At 64.8% G+C, this 17,463-nt stretch carries 20 protein-coding genes and 1 pseudogene; 7 read left to right on the top strand and 14 right to left on the bottom strand.

Features of this window, described 5'->3' with window-relative positions:
- Positions 1-4: 4 nt before the first annotated feature.
- The 12 genes and pseudogenes from hxlB to HMPREF2826_RS04790 all read right to left on the bottom strand — a co-directional run bounded on the left by hxlB (position 5) and on the right by HMPREF2826_RS04790 (position 7,932).
- Complete coding sequence (hxlB, locus tag HMPREF2826_RS04850; protein WP_210388970.1) at positions 5-556, bottom strand: 6-phospho-3-hexuloisomerase; 552 nt, start codon at positions 554-556, stop codon at positions 5-7.
- Between the two features lie 35 nt (positions 557-591).
- The gene (locus HMPREF2826_RS04845) at positions 592-1,347 is read right to left on the bottom strand and encodes an SDR family NAD(P)-dependent oxidoreductase (protein ID WP_070639672.1); all 756 of its coding nucleotides are present in this window, start codon (positions 1,345-1,347) and stop codon (positions 592-594) included.
- Between the two features lie 650 nt (positions 1,348-1,997).
- Entirely contained in the window at positions 1,998-2,183 is a 186-nt protein-coding gene (locus HMPREF2826_RS09415) for a hypothetical protein (RefSeq protein WP_070639670.1), read from the bottom strand.
- Between the two features lie 62 nt (positions 2,184-2,245).
- The gene (locus HMPREF2826_RS04835; RefSeq protein WP_070639668.1) at positions 2,246-2,485 is read right to left on the bottom strand and encodes a hypothetical protein; all 240 of its coding nucleotides are present in this window, start codon (positions 2,483-2,485) and stop codon (positions 2,246-2,248) included.
- Positions 2,482-3,423, bottom strand: coding sequence for a 1-phosphofructokinase (gene pfkB / locus HMPREF2826_RS04830; RefSeq protein WP_070639666.1), 942 nt, complete (start codon positions 3,421-3,423; stop codon positions 2,482-2,484). Before pfkB ends, HMPREF2826_RS04835 begins: the two co-directional genes overlap by 4 nt.
- A gap of 99 nt (positions 3,424-3,522) precedes the next feature.
- Positions 3,523-3,729 (bottom strand): hypothetical protein, encoded by a 207-nt coding sequence (locus HMPREF2826_RS04825; protein ID WP_070639664.1) that lies wholly within the window; start codon positions 3,727-3,729, stop codon positions 3,523-3,525.
- Between the two features lie 24 nt (positions 3,730-3,753).
- Positions 3,754-3,993, bottom strand: a pseudogene (locus tag HMPREF2826_RS04820) (zinc-binding dehydrogenase); the annotation flags it as partial.
- A gap of 489 nt (positions 3,994-4,482) precedes the next feature.
- Positions 4,483-5,439: a BglG family transcription antiterminator gene (locus HMPREF2826_RS04810; protein WP_070639658.1), complete on the bottom strand. Its 957-nt coding sequence runs from the start codon at positions 5,437-5,439 to the stop codon at positions 4,483-4,485.
- A gap of 9 nt (positions 5,440-5,448) precedes the next feature.
- A complete protein-coding gene (locus HMPREF2826_RS04805; protein ID WP_070639656.1) occupies positions 5,449-5,670 on the bottom strand; it encodes a hypothetical protein in 222 nt (73 codons plus the stop codon).
- Positions 5,671-5,676: 6 nt separating this feature from the next.
- Positions 5,677-5,913 carry a hypothetical protein gene (locus tag HMPREF2826_RS09780; protein ID WP_246824691.1) on the bottom strand — a complete coding sequence of 79 codons (237 nt, stop codon included), beginning with the start codon at positions 5,911-5,913 and terminating at the stop codon, positions 5,677-5,679.
- Between the two features lie 236 nt (positions 5,914-6,149).
- Positions 6,150-7,328 carry an N-acetylglucosamine-6-phosphate deacetylase gene (gene nagA / locus HMPREF2826_RS04795; protein WP_070639652.1) on the bottom strand — a complete coding sequence of 393 codons (1,179 nt, stop codon included), beginning with the start codon at positions 7,326-7,328 and terminating at the stop codon, positions 6,150-6,152.
- A 148-nt stretch (positions 7,329-7,476) separates the two neighbouring features.
- Positions 7,477-7,932, bottom strand: coding sequence for a PTS sugar transporter subunit IIA (locus tag HMPREF2826_RS04790; RefSeq protein ID WP_070639650.1), 456 nt, complete (start codon positions 7,930-7,932; stop codon positions 7,477-7,479).
- 313 nt (positions 7,933-8,245) lie between these two features.
- Here HMPREF2826_RS04790 and HMPREF2826_RS04785 point away from each other — a divergent pair, with 313 nt between their 5' ends.
- Complete coding sequence (locus HMPREF2826_RS04785) at positions 8,246-9,154, top strand: proline iminopeptidase-family hydrolase (RefSeq protein ID WP_070639648.1); 909 nt, start codon at positions 8,246-8,248, stop codon at positions 9,152-9,154.
- 108 nt (positions 9,155-9,262) lie between these two features.
- On the opposite strand, the gene HMPREF2826_RS04780 is transcribed toward HMPREF2826_RS04785, so the two are convergent.
- Entirely contained in the window at positions 9,263-10,225 is a 963-nt protein-coding gene (locus HMPREF2826_RS04780; RefSeq protein WP_070639647.1) for an ROK family protein, read from the bottom strand.
- Between the two features lie 198 nt (positions 10,226-10,423).
- On the opposite strand from HMPREF2826_RS04780, the gene HMPREF2826_RS04775 reads away from it, so the two are divergent.
- The 3 genes from HMPREF2826_RS04775 to mscL all read left to right on the top strand — a co-directional run bounded on the left by HMPREF2826_RS04775 (position 10,424) and on the right by mscL (position 13,215).
- Complete coding sequence (locus tag HMPREF2826_RS04775; protein WP_083307267.1) at positions 10,424-12,151, top strand: carboxypeptidase M32; 1,728 nt, start codon at positions 10,424-10,426, stop codon at positions 12,149-12,151.
- A 9-nt stretch (positions 12,152-12,160) separates the two neighbouring features.
- Positions 12,161-12,634 carry a D-aminoacyl-tRNA deacylase gene (gene dtd, locus HMPREF2826_RS04770; protein WP_070639645.1) on the top strand — a complete coding sequence of 158 codons (474 nt, stop codon included), beginning with the start codon at positions 12,161-12,163 and terminating at the stop codon, positions 12,632-12,634.
- 134 nt (positions 12,635-12,768) lie between these two features.
- Complete coding sequence (mscL, locus tag HMPREF2826_RS04765; protein WP_070639642.1) at positions 12,769-13,215, top strand: large conductance mechanosensitive channel protein MscL; 447 nt, start codon at positions 12,769-12,771, stop codon at positions 13,213-13,215.
- Between the two features lie 102 nt (positions 13,216-13,317).
- Here mscL and HMPREF2826_RS04760 read toward each other — a convergent pair whose 3' ends face one another.
- Positions 13,318-13,590 carry a hypothetical protein gene (locus tag HMPREF2826_RS04760; RefSeq protein WP_070639640.1) on the bottom strand — a complete coding sequence of 91 codons (273 nt, stop codon included), beginning with the start codon at positions 13,588-13,590 and terminating at the stop codon, positions 13,318-13,320.
- A gap of 177 nt (positions 13,591-13,767) precedes the next feature.
- Between HMPREF2826_RS04760 and HMPREF2826_RS04755 the strand changes: the two genes are divergently transcribed.
- The 3 genes from HMPREF2826_RS04755 to HMPREF2826_RS04745 all read left to right on the top strand — a co-directional run bounded on the left by HMPREF2826_RS04755 (position 13,768) and on the right by HMPREF2826_RS04745 (position 17,339).
- Complete coding sequence (locus HMPREF2826_RS04755; RefSeq protein WP_070639638.1) at positions 13,768-14,685, top strand: spermidine synthase; 918 nt, start codon at positions 13,768-13,770, stop codon at positions 14,683-14,685.
- Entirely contained in the window at positions 14,682-15,905 is a 1,224-nt protein-coding gene (locus tag HMPREF2826_RS04750) for a M20/M25/M40 family metallo-hydrolase (RefSeq protein ID WP_083307266.1), read from the top strand. Before HMPREF2826_RS04755 ends, HMPREF2826_RS04750 begins: the two co-directional genes overlap by 4 nt.
- 252 nt (positions 15,906-16,157) lie before the next feature.
- The gene (locus HMPREF2826_RS04745; RefSeq protein WP_148138335.1) at positions 16,158-17,339 is read left to right on the top strand and encodes a PASTA domain-containing protein; all 1,182 of its coding nucleotides are present in this window, start codon (positions 16,158-16,160) and stop codon (positions 17,337-17,339) included.
- Positions 17,340-17,463 lie beyond the last annotated feature (124 nt).

Genomic DNA, 17,463 nt, shown 5'->3' with positions numbered 1-17,463 from the left:
TCGCTTACTCGATGCTTGCATGGCGTGCAGCCATCGCCTTGTTCGTCTTGGTAGATCCCCTGCTCATGCGTAGAATTGCTCCATCGAAGATGATGAGCAGCATTTGTTCAAAGAGGCTACCGAGGGGTTGGACGCTTGCCACGGATTCCTTAAACTTTGTAGCCACATCCAAGCAAATCAGTGGTGGAACAACCATTGACAACTCGTTGGGTCCTGCACCGCTGATGGCAATAACGTCGATACCTTGCCCGACCGCTCCCTTTGCAGCATTTACGACACTGTCTGTACTGCCCGATGCGGAGGCGACTATTAGAACATCACCAAGTTGGACAGAGGGGGTAGTGGTTTCCCCGATCACGAAGGCTGTGTATCCAATCTGCATGAGACGCATGGCAAATGATTTCAACATGAGCCCAGACCTACCCGTGCCATACACGAAAACTCGTCTGTGCGCATCGATAGTCGCAACGAGGCTGCTCATTTGGGTGTCATCCACTTGAGCCAGCGCAGAGCCCAGCTCGGTCACAATTTCTTGCAGTTCAAGAGACTCTCCCAACGGTTTTCAGCTCCTTTAATTTGAATAAACAACAGCTACGCGACAGTTCTTCCGCCGTCCAAGAGAATGGTCTGACCCTGAATGTATGAGTTGGCCTTGTCCGCAAGAAAAAGGGTGAGATTTGCTACGTCTTCCGTTGTCCCAAACCGACGGACGGGAATTTTTGAAAGAACAGCGTCTAGTGCCTCTTGCGTAGGATAGTTGACGCGCATCATCGCTCCAGTGTCAATGAGACGGGGTGCGATGGCGTTCACGTTGACCCCCTGTGGGCCAAACTCCTTGGCAAGGCCACGAATCAGTCCCTCCCCTCCCGCCTTTGATGCGGGATAGGAAACACCGCCACCCGTTCCGCTTGCCGCTGATCCAGACGAGATGTATACGATGGACCCCTTGCTTACCACGAGATCGTCAATGAACGCTTTGACCGTGGTGAACAATCCGGTAAGGTTAATGCTCAGGGTGCGGTTCCACTCATCCAAAGAGATGTCTTGAAACCTGTTCTTGAAAGCAACCCCAGCGTCAAGCACGAGGATATCGACCTTACCAAACTCCTCTATCGTCCTTTTTCGAGCTGCCTCCATATCGGAATAGCTCGACACATCCGTCTTTACAAAAAGGCATCTCGCATATGACGAAACAATTTCATCAGCAGTTGCAGCCCCCTGCTCCTGGTTGTAATCCGCGATGACCACATTCGCACCCTCGGAGGCAAACTGAAACGCTATCTGCTTTCCAATCCCATGAGCGGCTCCGGTGACAACCGCAACTTTTCCCTCGAATCTCCTGCCCATCTCTCTCCCCTTCTTCAACCTGGGCAATCAAAAGCGATTGCATTCGCTGCATGGCTCGCAGAATAGAAGGGGCACAGATGGATTAACAGACCAAGAGCCCACTGGTAATAGCACAATGAGTTGTACCAATAGCGTCGGCGAAAACCGCTGGTTTATAGCGCGATTCCCGCCCGATTTGAGACTAGGCATGTGCTTTAAGGGGGTTTTGCATGCCAAATCCCCAACTGGTAGAGTTACAGTATCTAAGTTGTGAGTCGATGCTTGCGAGACTCGCCGCACTCCAGGAACTGCATGCCGCACTTGTGCTCAAAGACGCCGTCATCCGTCGTGGGCGTGGAGAATCCGGTCCAAGGCCCAAGCGCAACGAAGGGGCCGTCGTTAGCGCTCGAACCGCGTGCGAGTTGTTAAAGCCCGCGAAGTCAAGCTCGACACCCGCCCTGCTCCCGCGCGAACACTGCGCCATCGCACGCGACTTCAGCGTAGCGCACACGATGACATCCTGGGCGGACAACAAGTGCGAGAGGGACAGCTCTCACGACTCCGCAGGCACGGAAGTCCTCCGAATGACGTCGATGAGACCCGTCTCAAGCACGTTCATAGTGGCCCCCACCTGTTCGAACTCCAGATAGTAGTCTCCGAAAGACTCGCCTTCAACGAGTAAGCACCTGGAACCGGGATGTCTGCCCAAAAAAGTAGGTCCGCACCTCCCCCAAGGCGTTTGAAACTGCTTTCATGCGGGTGGCGGAGCGCTTCTCCACCACATGCATGCTGCTCAGCACGAAGACAAAGAGAAGCGTAGCACCCCTTTCGTCGTCAAAGACGAGCTCATAGCTCACCGAGCGTAGCCCGGCTCCACCTGACGCCACATGCGCTTGCGCACGATGCCGTGGCGCGGCATCTACATCCGCCTATCCTCACCAACCGCGTCACCCACATTCCTCAGGCTTCCACAGATGGGAAAGGGAATCGGGACGGTGACGCCCCAGTAGGCGGGGTCATCCTGCCACAGGAACTCGAGCCCGCTCACACAGTCCTTAATGAACGCAGGCTCTCCCCCGTGCTCTCGCGCCGTAACAACGAGCTCGTCCGACCCAAACGCGAAGGTCTCCTCACCGCATGCCCGCGCCGTTGCGCTCACGACCTTTCCTCGACGGTCTCAATCGTCACCTCGCTCAACAGACCCTCCCGCACGGTGGCATCGAACTCTCCCGTGTTGGGCGACAGCGCCGAGGCCGTGGCGGTGGCCACGGCGTACATGAGCGCCTCCGTAGGCGAGAGGCGCCGCTCGAGCGCGACGGCGAAGGCGGCGACCATCGAGTCCCCGCAACCCACGACGTTGACGGCTTCGACCTTTGGGGGAGCCGCCTTGAAGCTTCCCTCGTCACAGACGAGAAGCGCCCCCTCCCCTCCCAGGGAGATGACCACGTTGGCGACGCCGCGCCCATGGAGCTCCCGCGCGCAGGCGACGACGTCCTGGAGCGACTGGGCCCTGACGCCGCACAGCGCCTCTATCTCGTCCTTGTTGGGCTTAATCATCGTGGGGCCCGCCTCGATGCCGCACCTGAGGGCCTCGCCCGAGGAGTCAAGGATGACCAGCTTGCCCTCCTTCTTGCAGAGTGCGATGAGGCGTTGGTAGGCGTCCGCGCCGACGCCCGCAGGAAGGCTCCCCGAAATCGTGACGACCTCAGAGTTCGCGATGATGCGAGGAACGTCCGCAAGGTAGGTCTCAAGCTCGTCGGCCGAGACGGGGCTTCCCGGCTCGAGGAACTCCGTCGAGCCAAAGCGCGGGTCGAGGATGTTGATGCAGCTGCGGGTCTCCCCGGCAATGTGGCCAAAGTCGCAGCTGATACCGTCCTTCTCGGCGAGAGACTCAAGGTAGCCCCCGTTAAAGCCCCCCACCAGGCCTGTCGCCTGCACCTTGGAGCCGCAGAGCCGGGTGACGCGGGCCACGTTGAGGCCCTTGCCCCCTGCACTGTTATGAATCTTGGCGACGCGCATGACCGTGCCGCCCTTGATATCCTCCACCATGTGATAGGCCTTGTCGATGGACGCGTTGAGCGTGACCGTCGTGATCATGACTCTCCTTTTTGTGAAAGGCCTGGCCCACCAATGGTGCAACCGGGCCCGCGTGCTGACACGTGCGACAATTCGATGAACCACCTGCAGCAGGTGTCCCTAAGCTTCAAAATTCACCAGAATCCTACCTTTGATGGCACCGGACGCCTTATAAAGCGCAAACACCTCGGCAATCTTGCTGAGCGGGAACATCTTGAAGGCAAGACCGCCGTACTTGAGCTGACAGAGCCCAAAGAAGTGGACCACGAGCTCCCAATCCTTGCCGAGGAACGAGGCACTGTAGCTCATCCACAAGTCCGTAAGCATAAACTCCTTGCGATTGCGGAGCTCTCACTCGTCGATGCCAAACATGAGGTCGCGAGTCGGGGTGCCGACATAGGTGACATAACCTTCGTTATCGACAGGCTCGATGGACGTCTTGATAGTGGGGACGGCACCTGCAATGACATACACGTAGTCAAAGCCCTTGCTGCCAATAAGTTCCATGGCTTTGCCGAGCCAGCTCCCCTTAACGAAGTTGACAACGGAGTCCACACCGAGCTGACGAGCGAGTTTGATCCTCTCTTCCTGGACGTCAAAACCACAATCAGGGCTGCCTCGTAAATCCTCGCGGGCTGCGCCGTAAAGAGGCCGGTGGTGCCGCCACCCACGATAGCGACATTCTTGCCGCCCGTGTCGTCGCGCCCTCGCCCACCTCTACGATAGTGCCCGGGACTTCAAAAAGCTCGTCGGAGTCACTGACGGTCACATCAACAAAGATGAGGTCGTTCCCCAGCTCCTCCAAAACCATGCTCGCCTCCCTATCTCGTTAAGCCGTTTATTGACTCAACTATAGGAAGCACCCAAACAGGAGGCCAGTCAAAGTCGCTTCACGCTTTGTGACGAAAGTTGTGCCAATCAACGCCAGCCGCCCATACGTCTCTCTAGCTCGTTAGGATTCCGGGCAATGTTCAAAGTCGCGAATGATCCACACGGCCTCCGCAGGCGTCTGTACCTTGCGCAAGGATACAAGGCGAGCGGGGTCATGAAGAGGGTTGTTGGTCAAGTTGAAGTAGATCTTTAGATGCACTGGCTTGTCCACACCCAAGAACATACAGACGAAGTCCACAGACTTAAGCCCCTATCATCCCCAAAGTCAATGGGCTCCGCGAGATGGATTAGGTTCATGCTCCAGACTAGAGGCTCTCCAATCCGTGCCCTCGTGAGGCAGTACAAAGCCGGGTGCGAGCACGACATTGAATCCGTTTTCTCGATGCTGGTAATTATGGCAAAGAAACAGCGTTCTTCGATGAAATTGCAAGGTGCGGGACAGGCCTTTGGGGCGTACCTGCGCACGACGCCGTCGATGAGGTCAAGCAGCCCCTGGAGTCCGTCATCCCCCTCGTCGAGGGAGCCGTCACGAAGACGCCTCTCTCTCACGACGTCGAGCCTGCGCTGAATTTCCTCGAACTCAGCAGACGTGGGTGAGGGGGCGACCACGACATGCGCGATGGGACAGTCCGTAAGCGGAACGATAGACACCACGAGGTCGGCAGCGGAGGGAGCAAGGAGACGTGCCTCGTGGGTGGGAATCACCGAAACGACCCGAAAGCTGAAACGCCCGCGCAGATTCTCGGCGAGCAGCTGGGAAGTACCCACACCGGCGTTGCATACGACGATGACGCGCAGGCGCCGGTCGCGATTCTTACGCCTTTCGAGGGCGGTACAAAAGTGCACGGCAAGGTAGTCAAGCTCAGCGTCGGTAAGAATGCGTCCGCAGACCCCCTCGACGAGGTCACGGTTTGCGCCGACGGCGCGCCTGACGCTAGGGTACTCGGCCATGACCTCCTGAACCTCAGTATTGTCGAGAACGAGGAGCTCGCGGGAGCGGGCCATGGACTCCAGATGGTTGCAGAGGAACTCAAAGAGCGCATAGTCGTGACCTAGGTCGATGTCCAGATGCTGGGACACCACGTCTATGAGACGCCTGCCGCACTCCTGTGTGCGCACCGCCTCAAGGGAGAAGTCGTCATACACATCAATGCCCTACGACAAGATCACGCCACCAAGGTAGTTGCGCTCCGAAAAGTTCAAGGTCACGGCGCAGCGCTGGGTGACAATTCGGGCGAGATCCGCCGCAAAGCCCTCGTCCTCGTCAGGCGTCTCGTCCCCTACAAGCTCCCGCCCCGTACGCACGCGATGCACGGCGATGAGCAGGTACGTGCTGATGGAACGGAACGCCGCGTCACTCAGGCTGATGCCGCGCAAGTTCGCCTACTCCGTCAGTGTTCGAGCAATAATGTCGGTGTCGGACTCAAGGCGGGGGTTATCCATGACACGGGCCAGCCCCGAGGGGACGAGGTCGGGCGAAAGGGCTGCCCTGAGCAACAGCGATCGCTTCTCGGCCTCCTCGCCAAGGACGAGAAGTCCCTTGCCCGGACGAGATTCGAGTTTCAGGTAGTTACGTGCAAGATCCTCCCTGAGGGCATCGACGTCATTGATGACCGTCACTCGGCTCGCACCAACGACCCGGGCGATGCGGGAGTGCGCCGTGTGGGTGGGCGCCTCGACAAGAACGAGGCATTTTAGGAGCCGATGCTCGATGATGGCACGCTCGAAAAGTTTGTGCCACCGCGCCATCAGGGCGGGGGTGAGAGTCTCGCCCGTCCCCGCCAGCTCGCGGATGATGTCGAGCTCCTCACCTGTTCACGGGCCTCCCGCAAGCACGTCAGCTGGGCGGGCAGCCCCTAGCTCACAAGCGAGCCGGCAAGATAGGTCTCAAGGACCGTGAGGTCGTCGGCAAGCACGTTGAGGTCGGCGGTCCTGCCCGGCAGAAGCTGCCCGCAGACGTCATCGATGCCGCAGGACCGGGCGGGAATCTCGGACCCCATGCGAATGGCCTGCTCGGCGGTTGCCGCCCCCCAGGCAAGGAGGTTCATTGCCCCGTCGGCCACGCACGAGGTGGAGCCGGCGATGTTGCCCACGCCGCCATCCTCGTTGACGAGGCGCGCGATGCCATCCTGCATGCGTATGGGCAGATCACCTAGGACATAGTCGCCCTCGGGCATGCCACCGCAGCTCAGGCAGTCTGACACGATGACCACGTGCTGCCAGCCCTTGGCCGCCACGAGCGCCCGCGCTGCCCCGGGAAGCACATGACGACCGTCGCAGATGAGCTCCGCGAACGTGTCGGAGGTGCTCATCGCGCAGCCCACAAGGCCCGGAGAGCGGTGACCCAGGGCGCTCATGGCGTTGAAGGTGTGGACGAACACCGAGGCTCCCGCAGCGACGGCCGCTTGGCCCTGCTCGTAGCTCGCGTCGGAGTGACCGAGTGCCACCACGACGCCCATCTCGTGCAAGGCCGCGCAGTACTCAGGCGTGCCCTGTCGCTCGGGTGCCAGCGCACTCTTGCAGACGAGGCCGCCGGCGGCATCCTGCCAGCCACAGAAGACGTCTACGTCGGGGTCGAGCATGTTGGCGGGGTTCTGTGCGCCCGCCTTCGCGGCCGCAAAGAAAGGGCCTTCCAGAAAGACGCCTTCTATATGGGCGCCGGGGACAGCGCCCTCCTCCTGAAGACGGCGGGCCTCCCGGACGCTGGCGCAGGCCTCGAGGATCTCCCCCACCGGCTGCGTGAGCGTCGTGGGAACCCAGCTCGTGGTGCCCTTGCGAGCCAAGCCGCCACTTGCGGCGAGAACGCCCTGCGCGTCGCGGTCCATCACGTCGTGGCCCTGGTAGCCATGAATGTGCGTGTCCACGTAGCCAGGCGCGACCCAACGCCCGGTGCGGTCGATGATGGGCAGACCGGCGGGGGGCTCAACGGACAGAGTTCCGAGGACGCCCTCGATCACGGGAAGATACCCAGAGGCGACGACGCCGCCCGGCAGGACGAGACGGTCCGACTTGATGCAGAACGAGCGCTCTTCCATGACGCGACTCCTCCTTTGCCGCAATGCGGCAGCTCAGGGTATGACGGGACGCATGCGCAGATCATGGCGCGGCTGGGCTCCCGGGCGCGGCGCACGGGAGTGATGCGTCGTGCCCGGGAGGACGTCGCGGTGGCAGTCGCCGCGAGGCCTACTGCGTCACACCCTCGTTCACGGCTGCGGCAATGACGGCAGGGTCGTCGAACGTCTTGACCGTGGAGCAGAACGCGTCATCCATGAGCAGCAGCGCCACGTTGGACAGGATCTTGAGATGTGTGGTTCCCGCCTCCGCCTCGGGGATGCACAGGGCGACGGCAACCCTGATGGGCTGCCTGTCCATGGACTCCCACGCGACGTCATGGGCAAACTTCACCACGAGCACGGCGGCCTTGACGATGGCGTCGCTCTTGGCGTGAGGAATGGCAAAGCCCGCCTGCATGCCCGTCGTCCCTTGCGCCTCGCGCGCCTTGAACGCCGCAAGGGTCGCCGCCGCGTCCGTCGCTATGCCCAGCTCGACCGCCTTAGCCGAGATGAATTCGAGCGCCTCGTCCACGGTCGTGGCGGGATTGTCCAAAAACACCTGGGAGGCAGCTACCACATCGCTCATATGCCCATCCTTCCTTGTCGCAACATATGCGCAGGCGTTCCCGCGCACACCAGTGGGTGACGGCGGGGCAGGGCGCTCGCCAAAGATCCGAGGCGTCACGCCTGGCGACATGCCACCCCGTCCGCCCAATTCACATCTGGGTATATTCCCCGTTCGCGCCCTCCTAGTCAGTCCGCCCAAGGACCTTCCCCATCACGCCGCTCGGCTCGCCTATGCTGTCAGCGGCGGCACGGGACAGGACGCCATGGGCGCACACGGAGGCGCGCCTGTTGGCGATGACGGCGGGGGCGAAACGAGGCAGAAAGGCACCATCATGCAGATATGCGAAGGAACGATGCCCTACGGAGGCTTTGCGACCCACTGGCGTCGCGTCGAGCCCGACCGTCCCCGCCCGGGAGCGGCGCCTCTCGTCCTCTTGCACGGGGGACCCGGCTCCACCCACACCTACTTCGAGCTGCTTGACCCGCTCGCCGACGCCTGCGGGCGCACGCTCGTGACGTACGACCAGCTGGGCTGCGGCGCATCGTGGGACGAGGCGATGCGAGAGCGCCCCGAGCTCTGGCAGGCGACGACCTGGCTGGACGAGCTCGAACGGCTGAGGGAGGAGCTCGGCCTCGAGCGCTGCCATCTGCTGGGGCAGTCGTGGGGCGGCATGCTCGCGATCATGTACCTCTGCGACCGCCGGCCGCGAGGCGTCCAGTCCGTGATCCTCTCGAGCACGCTCGCATCGGCCCGGCTTTGGAGCCAGGAGGGGCATCGACGCCTGCGCTACCTCTCGCGCGACGACCGCGAGGCCATCCTTGAGGCCGAGAGGACGCACACCTTCGACGGCCCGGCGTTCAGGCGGGCCGAGGCTCGCTACCTCCGCCTGTTCTGCGCGACGCCGACGGAGGAGCTGGGACCGGACGCGCCCGCGTGCCTGAGGAGGCCCAGGCGGACGGGGCGCGAGTCATACGTGCACGCCTGGGGCGACAACGAGCTCATGCCCGAAGGCACGCTGGCGGGCTACGACTACGCGGGACACCTGTCGGAGATACGCTGCCCGGCGCTCGTCATCAGCGGGACGCAGGATCTCTGCTCGCCCCTCGTGGCAAAGCAGCTTGCTGACGGCATCCCCGGCGCACGCTGGGAGCTGTTCGCCAACTGCCGGCACCTGTGCTATGCCGAGGACACGCCGCGCTACCTGAGCCTGCTCAAGGAATGGCTGAGCCCGCTGGGCTGACGAGGGACCAAGGCTGAGGCAGGGCCTGGGACCGGCGCCCCGAAGCCCCGCCTGAGACGCGCGCCTAGGCCGGGCCCGCTGGCCCTGAGTCCCGCCTGAGAGGCACGCCTAGACCAGGCCCGCCGCCCGCAGCGCCGCAAAGGCCGCGCCGTACATGCCCGCAGCGTTGCCCAGGCTGCAGGGCAGGATGCGCGCCGACGACGAGGTCGAGAGGCAATGGGCGCGAAAGCAAGCGGAGAGCTGGGCCGAGAAGAGGTCGAAGCCTCCCGCCACCCCACCCCCTATGAGATAGACGGCCGGGTCGATGATCGTCGAGATCTGCGCGAGCGCGCGTCCCAGGTACTCGCACATGGCGTCAACGGCGACGCGCGCACACTCGTCGCCGTCGCTCAGGGCCCGAAACACCGAGAGCGTGTCGGTGTCGTGCGCGACCGTGACGCCCGCGACCCCCCGGCGCTCGCACTCCCGGCGGTACAGCCACACGATGCCCTTGGCGGAGGCGTACTGCTCAAGGCAGCCATGACGACCGCAGCCGCAGACGCGCTCCTCCCCCTCGGGCACGACGGTGATGTGGCCGATCTCGCCTGCGGCCCCAAAGGCGCCCGGCACGAGCCTCCCGCCGATCACGACGCCGCCGCCCACCCCCGTGCCGAGGGTGACCATAACGAAGCTTCCGATGCCTGCGGCGGAGCCCTTCCAGAGCTCGCCCAGCGCGGCGGCGTTGGCGTCGTTCACGAAGGCGAGCTGCACGTTTGGGAAGGCCTCTCCAAGCGCCGCGGACAGGCCCTCCGGGTCAAGCTGGATATTGGGAAAGAAGCCCACATGCCCCTCGTCGTCCACGGGACCGGGCACGTCAAGGCCCATGGCCCGCACGTCGCCGTCCGTGCGGCCCGCCTCGGCGACGAGCCCCCTGAGACCCGAGACGATTCGTTGGTAGGCGTCCTGCGTCACGATCTCTCCGGTGGGGATCTCGACGGTCTTCAGGATGTCGCCGTCCAGGCTCATGACGCCGGCCTTGATGGACGTGCCGCCCACGTCGATGCCAATAGTGCAGCCGCTCTCGTCCGCCATCGTCGTCCCCTCTCGTCTGTGGCCCCGGATGCGCCGGCCCGTCCCCCGGCCGGCCCGATGGGCCCAAGTATGACCCAATGGCGCTCCGCAGGGCGCCAGGCGTCGACAGACGCGCACGCGCTCGCGCACTCAGGCTAGACTGGAGGCTGCACACAGCCGCCGCGCCGCCAGGCGCAGCTCATCGAAAGCGAGGTTGTCATGCACGAGAAGCTCGGGACGCACGATTCCGACGAGACGACGAGGCCCGGCGCCGAGGGCGACGCCGCCGCACGGACGGACGCGTCGGCGCCCGACGGGGGCGAGGCCACCCCCGACGAGAGGGAGCGGGTCGCCTGCGCCAGGAGGGAGCGCGACGAGAAGAACCTCTCTCTCGCGACCAACCCCAACGGCCTGCCCAAGACCCCCGGCAACGCCGCCCTCACCAACCCCAAGGCCGACATCGAGGCCCTCAACAACCTCGAGCGCCATCTGTATGCCCATCGCTACGCCCGCATCGGCATCGAGTGCTACGGCCCCTCCATCGACCCGTCAGCGGCGACGGCGGACCGCGGGGAGGCCCTGGCCATCCTCGAGGAGGAGGACCAGGCCCTGCTCTGCGCCCCCTCCACCGGCAAGCTGCTCGACCGCCTCTCGACGCTGGGCCACATCCTTTCCAAGACGCAGGAGGACCAGATCAGGATCATCCGTCGCGACCGCGAGCAGCTCATGGGCGTCCCCAGCTCACTGGCGTCGAGCTTCTCCCGTCTGACGACGGAGGCCGACGACGTGTGGCGTCGCGCCAAGGCGACGAGCGACTGGTACTACTATGAACCCTATCTCGACAGGCTGGTGAGCGCCGCCAAGAAGGTGGCCCTGGCACGTCGCCCCGACGCCGACCCCTACGACACCTGGCTCGACAGCTTTGAGCACGGCACCGACCGAGCCTTCTACGACGGCCTGTTTGACCAGATTCGCTCCTGCGTCGTGCCCTTGCTCGCAGACATCCAGAGGACGGGCCGCCAGCCCTCGCGTGCGATCGTCGAGGGCAAGTTTGACGAGCGGAGGCAATGGGACCTGGCGCGCGACCTCATGAGGCTGGAGGGGCTGCCTCAGAACCGCATACTGCTCGTGGGCACCGAGCACCCCTACTCTGACGCGCTGACCACCAACTACGGCATCATCGCCTGCCACATCTTCGAGGACGACGTCTGCTCCAACGTCTACACGATGCTGCACGAGGGGGGCCACGCCCTCTATGAGCTGGGCGTCGATCCCAGCCTCAACTACACCTCGCTCAAGGGCGGCACCTCGTCGGGCATGCACGAGGCGCAGTCGCGCTTCTTCGAGAACTACGTCGGCCGGTCGCGCGCCTTTGCCGGCCCGTTGCTCAGGGTCATGGCGAGCCACTTCAAGGGACAGCTGGGTCGCGTGACGCCCAACCAGCTCTACCTCGCCACCAATCGCGTCGAGGGGTCACCCGTGCGCACCGAGGCCGACGAGCTCACCTACCCGCTGCACATCCTCATCCGCTACGAGATCGAGCAGCTGCTTTTCGCGGGAGAGTGCGCGGCGCGCGACGTCCCCCGCGTCTGGAACGCCAAGTACAAGGAATACCTTGGCGTTGACGTGCACGACGACGCCCATGGCGCCCTGCAGGACACGCACTGGGCCGACGGACTCTTTGGCTACTTTCCCACCTACGCCTACGGCGGCGCCATCGGCGCGCAGCTTCGGGCGCGCATGATCGAGGAGGGCATGGACTGGGAGGGCGTCCTTGCGAGCGGCTCGCTTGATCCCGTCCACGACTGGCTGCGCGAGCGCATCTGGCGTCACGGGCGCTCCAAGGACGCCGCCGAGCTCATCGAGGACGCCTGCGGCGCGCCCTTCTCCTGCGAGCCGTACGTCCAATACCTGACGGAGAAGTTCTCCGCCATCTACGGGCTGTAGGCAAGGCGCATGAGAGCCGTCGTGCAGCGGGTCGAGAGCGCGTCCGTCGAGGTTAGGGGCCGTCTCGTCGGCTCCTGCGGACGGGGCTACCTCATCCTGCTGGGCGTGGGTGCGCGCGACGACGAGGGGGCGGCGCGCCTGCTGTGGGACAAGGTGCGGCACCTGAGAATCTTTGACGACGAGGACGGCAAGGCGAACCGCTCCCTGCTTGACGTGGGCGGAGACCTGCTCGTGGTCAGCCAGTTCACGCTCTATGCGGACTGCCGCCGCGGGAGGCGGCCCAGCTTCACGGGGGCTGCCGAGCCCAGGGTCGCGCGCACGCTCTACGAGCTTTTCTGCGAGCTTGCCCGCAGGGACGTCGAGCATGTGGGGCACGGCGTCTTTGGGGCGGACATGCGCGTGTCGCTCGTCAACGACGGCCCCTTCACCGTTTGTCTCGACACCGACGAGCTCGCGCCTGGGCTGCGGCGCACGAGAACCTGAGCGCAGGCGCGGCACGGGGACATGCTTGTGGACGTCACAATGAGCTCGTTATAGTGATGACCGTCATCATTCGTGTCATCGTCCGCTCGTCTGCGCTCGCACGACTCAAGACCTAAGGGAGTGGGAAGGCCATCATGAAGAAGTTCATCTCGGAGTTCAAAGATTTCATCATGCGCGGCAACGTCATGGACATGGCCGTCGGCGTCATCATCGGCGGCGCGTTCACGGCCATCGTGACCTCGCTGACCAAGGACGTGATCCAGCCCGTCATCGCCATCGTCTCCGGCGGCGGCACCGAGGTCTCGGGCCTGGACGTCACCGTGGGCGCCAACACCATCTCGTTTTCGAGCTTCATCTCGGCGATCATCAACTTCCTCATCATCGCCTTCGTGGTGTTCCTCATGATCAAGGGCCTTGCCAAGCTCCAGGACGCCGGCAGGAGGATGCGCCACGCGGATGACGGCGCCCAGGAGGTCCCGGCCGCCCCCGTGTGCCCCCACTGCCTCGAGGAGGTCAAGGAGGGCGCCACGCGCTGCCCCCACTGCGCGGGCGAGATTCCGGGCGGCGCCCACGCGGCCTAGCCGCACGCCATCCCGTCAGGTGCCCGTCGCGCCGCTAGGCGCAAGCCGCACGCCCCCCGCGAGGCACGATGGCCGCCGCCCCGCGAGGCACGCGTCGCGTCGCTAGGCGCTATGGCCGTCGCCCCCCTTAGGCTGGGGTAAAAAGCGCTCGCAGATGTTCTTGGTACGCAGGAACTCCTTGCCAAAGGGGTCGATGACCGGCACGAGAAGACGAGGGTCTTCCACAAAGTAGCAGTCGGGCGACGTGCGCACGTGCGGGTCGGCAAGTGTGTAGCCGCGCGAACAGATGCCCTGATACATGCCGTTCATCTCGTTGACGACAAACTGCGCGAAGACGCAATCCGCGCAGCGCAGACCCGCCCGAGAGTCACTCATGACAACCAGGTCCTTCCTGCAAAAGGCGAGCCGGGCCGACCACGTTGCCCAGCTCATTGACTATCATGATGCCCATATGATGGCGCATGTCAATTTATCGACCGACAGGGTAGCACATTGGTACGCATCGCTCGCCTTCCTGGGCTGGGGCCTCAAATCTTCACGCGAATTCGACGGTTGCTGCCTTTCAAGACCGTCGAGCGGGTGCCCGACTCTCTCTTTGGCGAGCTGCGCGTCTGCAACACGTGCGACGCCGGCGGACGCCCCGTCCGCCTGCTGCTGGTGGACGGGAGCTGGCAGAGCGCGACCTACGTGGGAGACCCCTGGCCGGAGCTGGTGTTTTCCTATCACAAGACCTTTTGTATGGCATTTGCGCAGGAGCTTCCCGCGCAGATTCGCTGTCTCATGCTAGGCGGCGGGGGCTACGGCTTTCCCTCATACCTGCTCTGCCGCCGCAGCGACGTCTGGCTTGACGTCGTCGAGGCCGACCCCGTCGTCATCGACCTCGCGCGACGCCACTTTGGCCTCGACCGCGTGGAGCGAATGCTCGCGCGCGAGGCGGGCCCCTCTCGCCTGCGCAGCCTCATCTGTGACGCCCGCGACTTCCTTGAGCTGGGCGCCCCCGACGACCCGCAGGTTCGCTATGACCTCATCTTTAACGACTGCTTCGCGCGAGATTCGACGCCCGCCTCGCTCCTGACGAGGGAGGCGGCCCTCCTGCTGCGCGCCCGCCTGCGACCGGGAGGCGCCTACCTGGCAAACGTGGTCAGCGCCCTGGAGGGGCCGCGGTCCCAGCTGGTGCGCGACGTACGGTGCACGCTGCTGACCGCGTTTGAGCGGGTGTGGGTCATCCCGTGCGAGGCAGGCGACCGGCGGCGGGAGGACAACCTGGTGGTCGTGGCGAGCGACGCGCCCCTCCTGCTGGGCGAGACCTACGACCTGGACGGGCCGGGCAGCTTTCGGGCGCCGGAGGGCCGCGTTCTTTTCGATCTAAACGCGGCGGCGGGGACGTCATCCCTTTTTGACCACGCGGCGCCCCCGCCCGAGGCGGACATGGCCGACGGCGCCGCCATTCTCAGAAGGGAGCACCCATGAGCACGGAACTGCCAGGCGACCCCTCGCCCCTGGACAGGCTGAGAGGCTACGCTCGCCGCGTCCACGAGGACGAGGTTGCGCTCCTGTGCGAGCTCGCCCGGATTCCCGCGCCGACGGGCCACGAGGAGAGACGAGCCGCCTTCGTGGCCGACTGGCTGCGGGCGGTCGGCGCGCCTCGCGTGCACGTTGACGAGCGCAACAACGTGCTGTGCCTCTTGTCGTCCCCCCACGGCGACGAGGCGGGGACCACGGCCGCCCAAAGGCCGCTGCGCATCTTTGCCGCCCATACGGACGTGGTCTTTGATGACGTCGAGGCCCTGCCCCTCAGGCGCCAGGGCGCGCACCTCTGCGCACCGGGCGTCGGCGACGACAGCGCCAACCTCGTCGGGCTGCTCTGCGCCTGTCGCTACCTGCTTGAGCACCCCGAGGACCTCGCCCGCGCGACGCGGGACCATGACCTTCTCGTGGTGGCCGACGCCGGCGAGGAGGGGCTGGGCAACCTTGCCGGCACCACCTGGCTGTTCGACACGCTCGCACGGAAGGGGCGCAGCGTAACGAGCTTCGTCTCGTTTGACCTGTACCTGCCCCAATGCGTCTGCCGGGCGGTGGGCTCACACCGTTGGCGCCTGGCCGTTGACTGCCAGGGCGGCCACTCCTATCACGACGCCGGGCGCGTCAATGCCATCGAGGTCCTCTGTCGGGCCATCGGGCTGTTCTACGGCATCCAGCCGCCCTCTGACAAGGACTCCGGCGCCGTCACCACCAGGAACGTGGGGCGCATCGAGGGCGGTGGCGCCGTCAACGCCATCGCGGCTCATGCAGAGGCGCTCGTGGAGTACCGCAGCGAGTCCGAGGCGAACCTTGCCAGGATGCGCGCCGCCTTCGAGGGCATGGTCGGCCGCCTGCGCGACGAGCTGGGGGCGCAGGCGCACGTCACCGCCACGCTCATGGGCAGGCGGCCGGGCAACGGACCAGTGGAGGCAGGCGAGCTGGAGCGCCTGACCGCACGCTCCGCAGCGCTCATCCGCGCCGTCACGGGCGAGGAGCCCGACCTTTCGCCCGCATCCACGGACGCCAACGTTCCCCTCTCGCGCGGCATCCCCGCCAACACCGTCGGCACCGTACGTGGGGCGCTGCTGCACACGCGCGACGAATGGGTTGACGCCGCCAGCCTGGAGGACGGCCTCGTGCTCATCCTGGGGCTCATGCTCGGTCTCTAGCCTCCGACCGCAGCCCTGTTCGTGCGGGACGTTCGGGACGTTCGAGGCGCTCGCCGCCCGCTCGTCACGCTCGCTGCCCACGCGCTACGCCCGCCGCCCACGCACTACGCTCGCCGCCCACACACTACGCTCACGAGCCCCCTGTTGCCTCCTCGGCGTTTATCGCTAAAATGTTTGAGCGCCTCTGTGTGGCCACACACTTCCCGGTCCCGATGAGAGCGCTCGCATCTATAGGCAGACGAGAGGACCCGCGTGGCCAAAGACCCAGCTGACAGCGAAGAGAGACCCCGGCCGCGCCATCTGTCTTCACCCGTGCCGTCCTTCGACCTGACGAGCGCACGCACCACTGACGCGCCCCTGTCTGACGAGGCATCCGAGCGCGGCGCCGATGCATCTTTTCCCTCGGACGCCACGCTGCCTGACGTCTCGCATGAGCAGTCAGCGCCCGCCGGCGCAGCAGCGTCTTCCACGTCGTCTCCGAGCGCCTATGACGCCTGCGCGCTGGATGGCGAGCATCTTTCCTACGACGCCTGCGACCTCGATGACGGCAGCCAAATGCGCGCCGCGCAGACGCCCGCGACCGAGGACGTCACGGGAGAGGTGGGCGCTTTCAAGGCGGCTGACATCCAGGTGCCCGTCGTTCCCTCTTTGGGCGGCGTGGCGGGTCATCTGGACGCCATGGCATCTCCCCTCTCACGGATTCCGCCCTGGCTCCTCATCATCTGCGTCGCCGCAGTTCTTGCCACCATCGCCTCGACGACGATTCTCACCAGCTGCTTTGGCCTGTTCGCGGGCACACGGCTCGTCAATGTCGTCGGCGAGGGCGCCGACGAAGCCCGGGCGGACCTTGAGGCTCGCGGCTACAAGGTCAACATCGAGGAGCAGCAGACCCAGGCCCAGGAGGACGAGGGCAGGGTCATCGCCACCACACCCGCCGCCGACTCGCATGTCCCCGTCGGCGCCACCGTCACGCTCAAGGTGGGCAGGGGGGCCAACCAGACTCAGGCGGTTCCCGACCTCAGGGGCATGACCCTGGATGACGCCCTTGCCCAGATCGCGGGGACGACCTGGTTCGTGAAGGACGACGTGACCTACGCCCAGTCCGACAGCGTCGAGCAGGGCAGGGTCATCGCCCAAGGCCCCGCCGCAGGCACCCAGAAGACCAAGGGCACCAAGGTTGACCTGGTGGTGTCCGAGGGCAGGATCGCCACGGGCGACGCGAACGGCGCGGCCGTCACGGTTCCCGACGTCATAGGCATGCCCCTGGCCGATGCCACGACCCTCCTTGAAGGCATGGGCCTGTCCGTCGTGAACGGCCCGGAGCTGTATGACGCCGTGGGGGCGGCGGGGACCGTGCAGGAGGTCAACCCCGGCGTGGGCTCGCCCGTCGCGCAGGACGCGACGGTCACCATCAGGGCCGTCGCAACCCGCTAGCCGCAACCTGCTAGCCGCGTCGTGCCGCACCTATAAGTTTGAGGGCCGCAGCGTGCCGCACCTATAGGTTTGAGGGCAGCGTCGCCACACACCTATAGGTTTGAGAGGCCGGAGGCGCATACCT

The organism is Olsenella sp. HMSC062G07, from assembly GCF_001811895.1.
GTDB lineage: Bacteria > Actinomycetota > Coriobacteriia > Coriobacteriales > Atopobiaceae > Olsenella_F > Olsenella_F massiliensis.
Note: the sequence above shows the minus strand (reverse complement) of the source record. Positions and strands in the feature narration are given on the sequence as shown.

Coding starts and splice junctions, on each gene's coding strand:
- HMPREF2826_RS04845 (WP_070639672.1), bottom strand. CDS start 1,347: ATGGGCAGGAGATTCGAGGGAAAAGTTGCGGTTGTCACCGGAGCCGCT.
- pfkB (WP_070639666.1), bottom strand. CDS start 3,423: ATGATCACGACGGTCACGCTCAACGCGTCCATCGACAAGGCCTATCAC.
- HMPREF2826_RS04825 (WP_070639664.1), bottom strand. CDS start 3,729: ATGCTTACGGACTTGTGGATGAGCTACAGTGCCTCGTTCCTCGGCAAG.
- nagA (WP_070639652.1), bottom strand. CDS start 7,328: ATGGAAGAGCGCTCGTTCTGCATCAAGTCGGACCGTCTCGTCCTGCCG.
- HMPREF2826_RS04790 (WP_070639650.1), bottom strand. CDS start 7,932: ATGAGCGATGTGGTAGCTGCCTCCCAGGTGTTTTTGGACAATCCCGCC.
- HMPREF2826_RS04785 (WP_070639648.1), top strand. CDS start 8,246: ATGCAGATATGCGAAGGAACGATGCCCTACGGAGGCTTTGCGACCCAC.
- HMPREF2826_RS04780 (WP_070639647.1), bottom strand. CDS start 10,225: ATGGCGGACGAGAGCGGCTGCACTATTGGCATCGACGTGGGCGGCACG.
- HMPREF2826_RS04775 (WP_083307267.1), top strand. CDS start 10,424: ATGCACGAGAAGCTCGGGACGCACGATTCCGACGAGACGACGAGGCCC.
- dtd (WP_070639645.1), top strand. CDS start 12,161: ATGAGAGCCGTCGTGCAGCGGGTCGAGAGCGCGTCCGTCGAGGTTAGG.
- mscL (WP_070639642.1), top strand. CDS start 12,769: ATGAAGAAGTTCATCTCGGAGTTCAAAGATTTCATCATGCGCGGCAAC.
- HMPREF2826_RS04760 (WP_070639640.1), bottom strand. CDS start 13,590: ATGAGTGACTCTCGGGCGGGTCTGCGCTGCGCGGATTGCGTCTTCGCG.
- HMPREF2826_RS04750 (WP_083307266.1), top strand. CDS start 14,682: ATGAGCACGGAACTGCCAGGCGACCCCTCGCCCCTGGACAGGCTGAGA.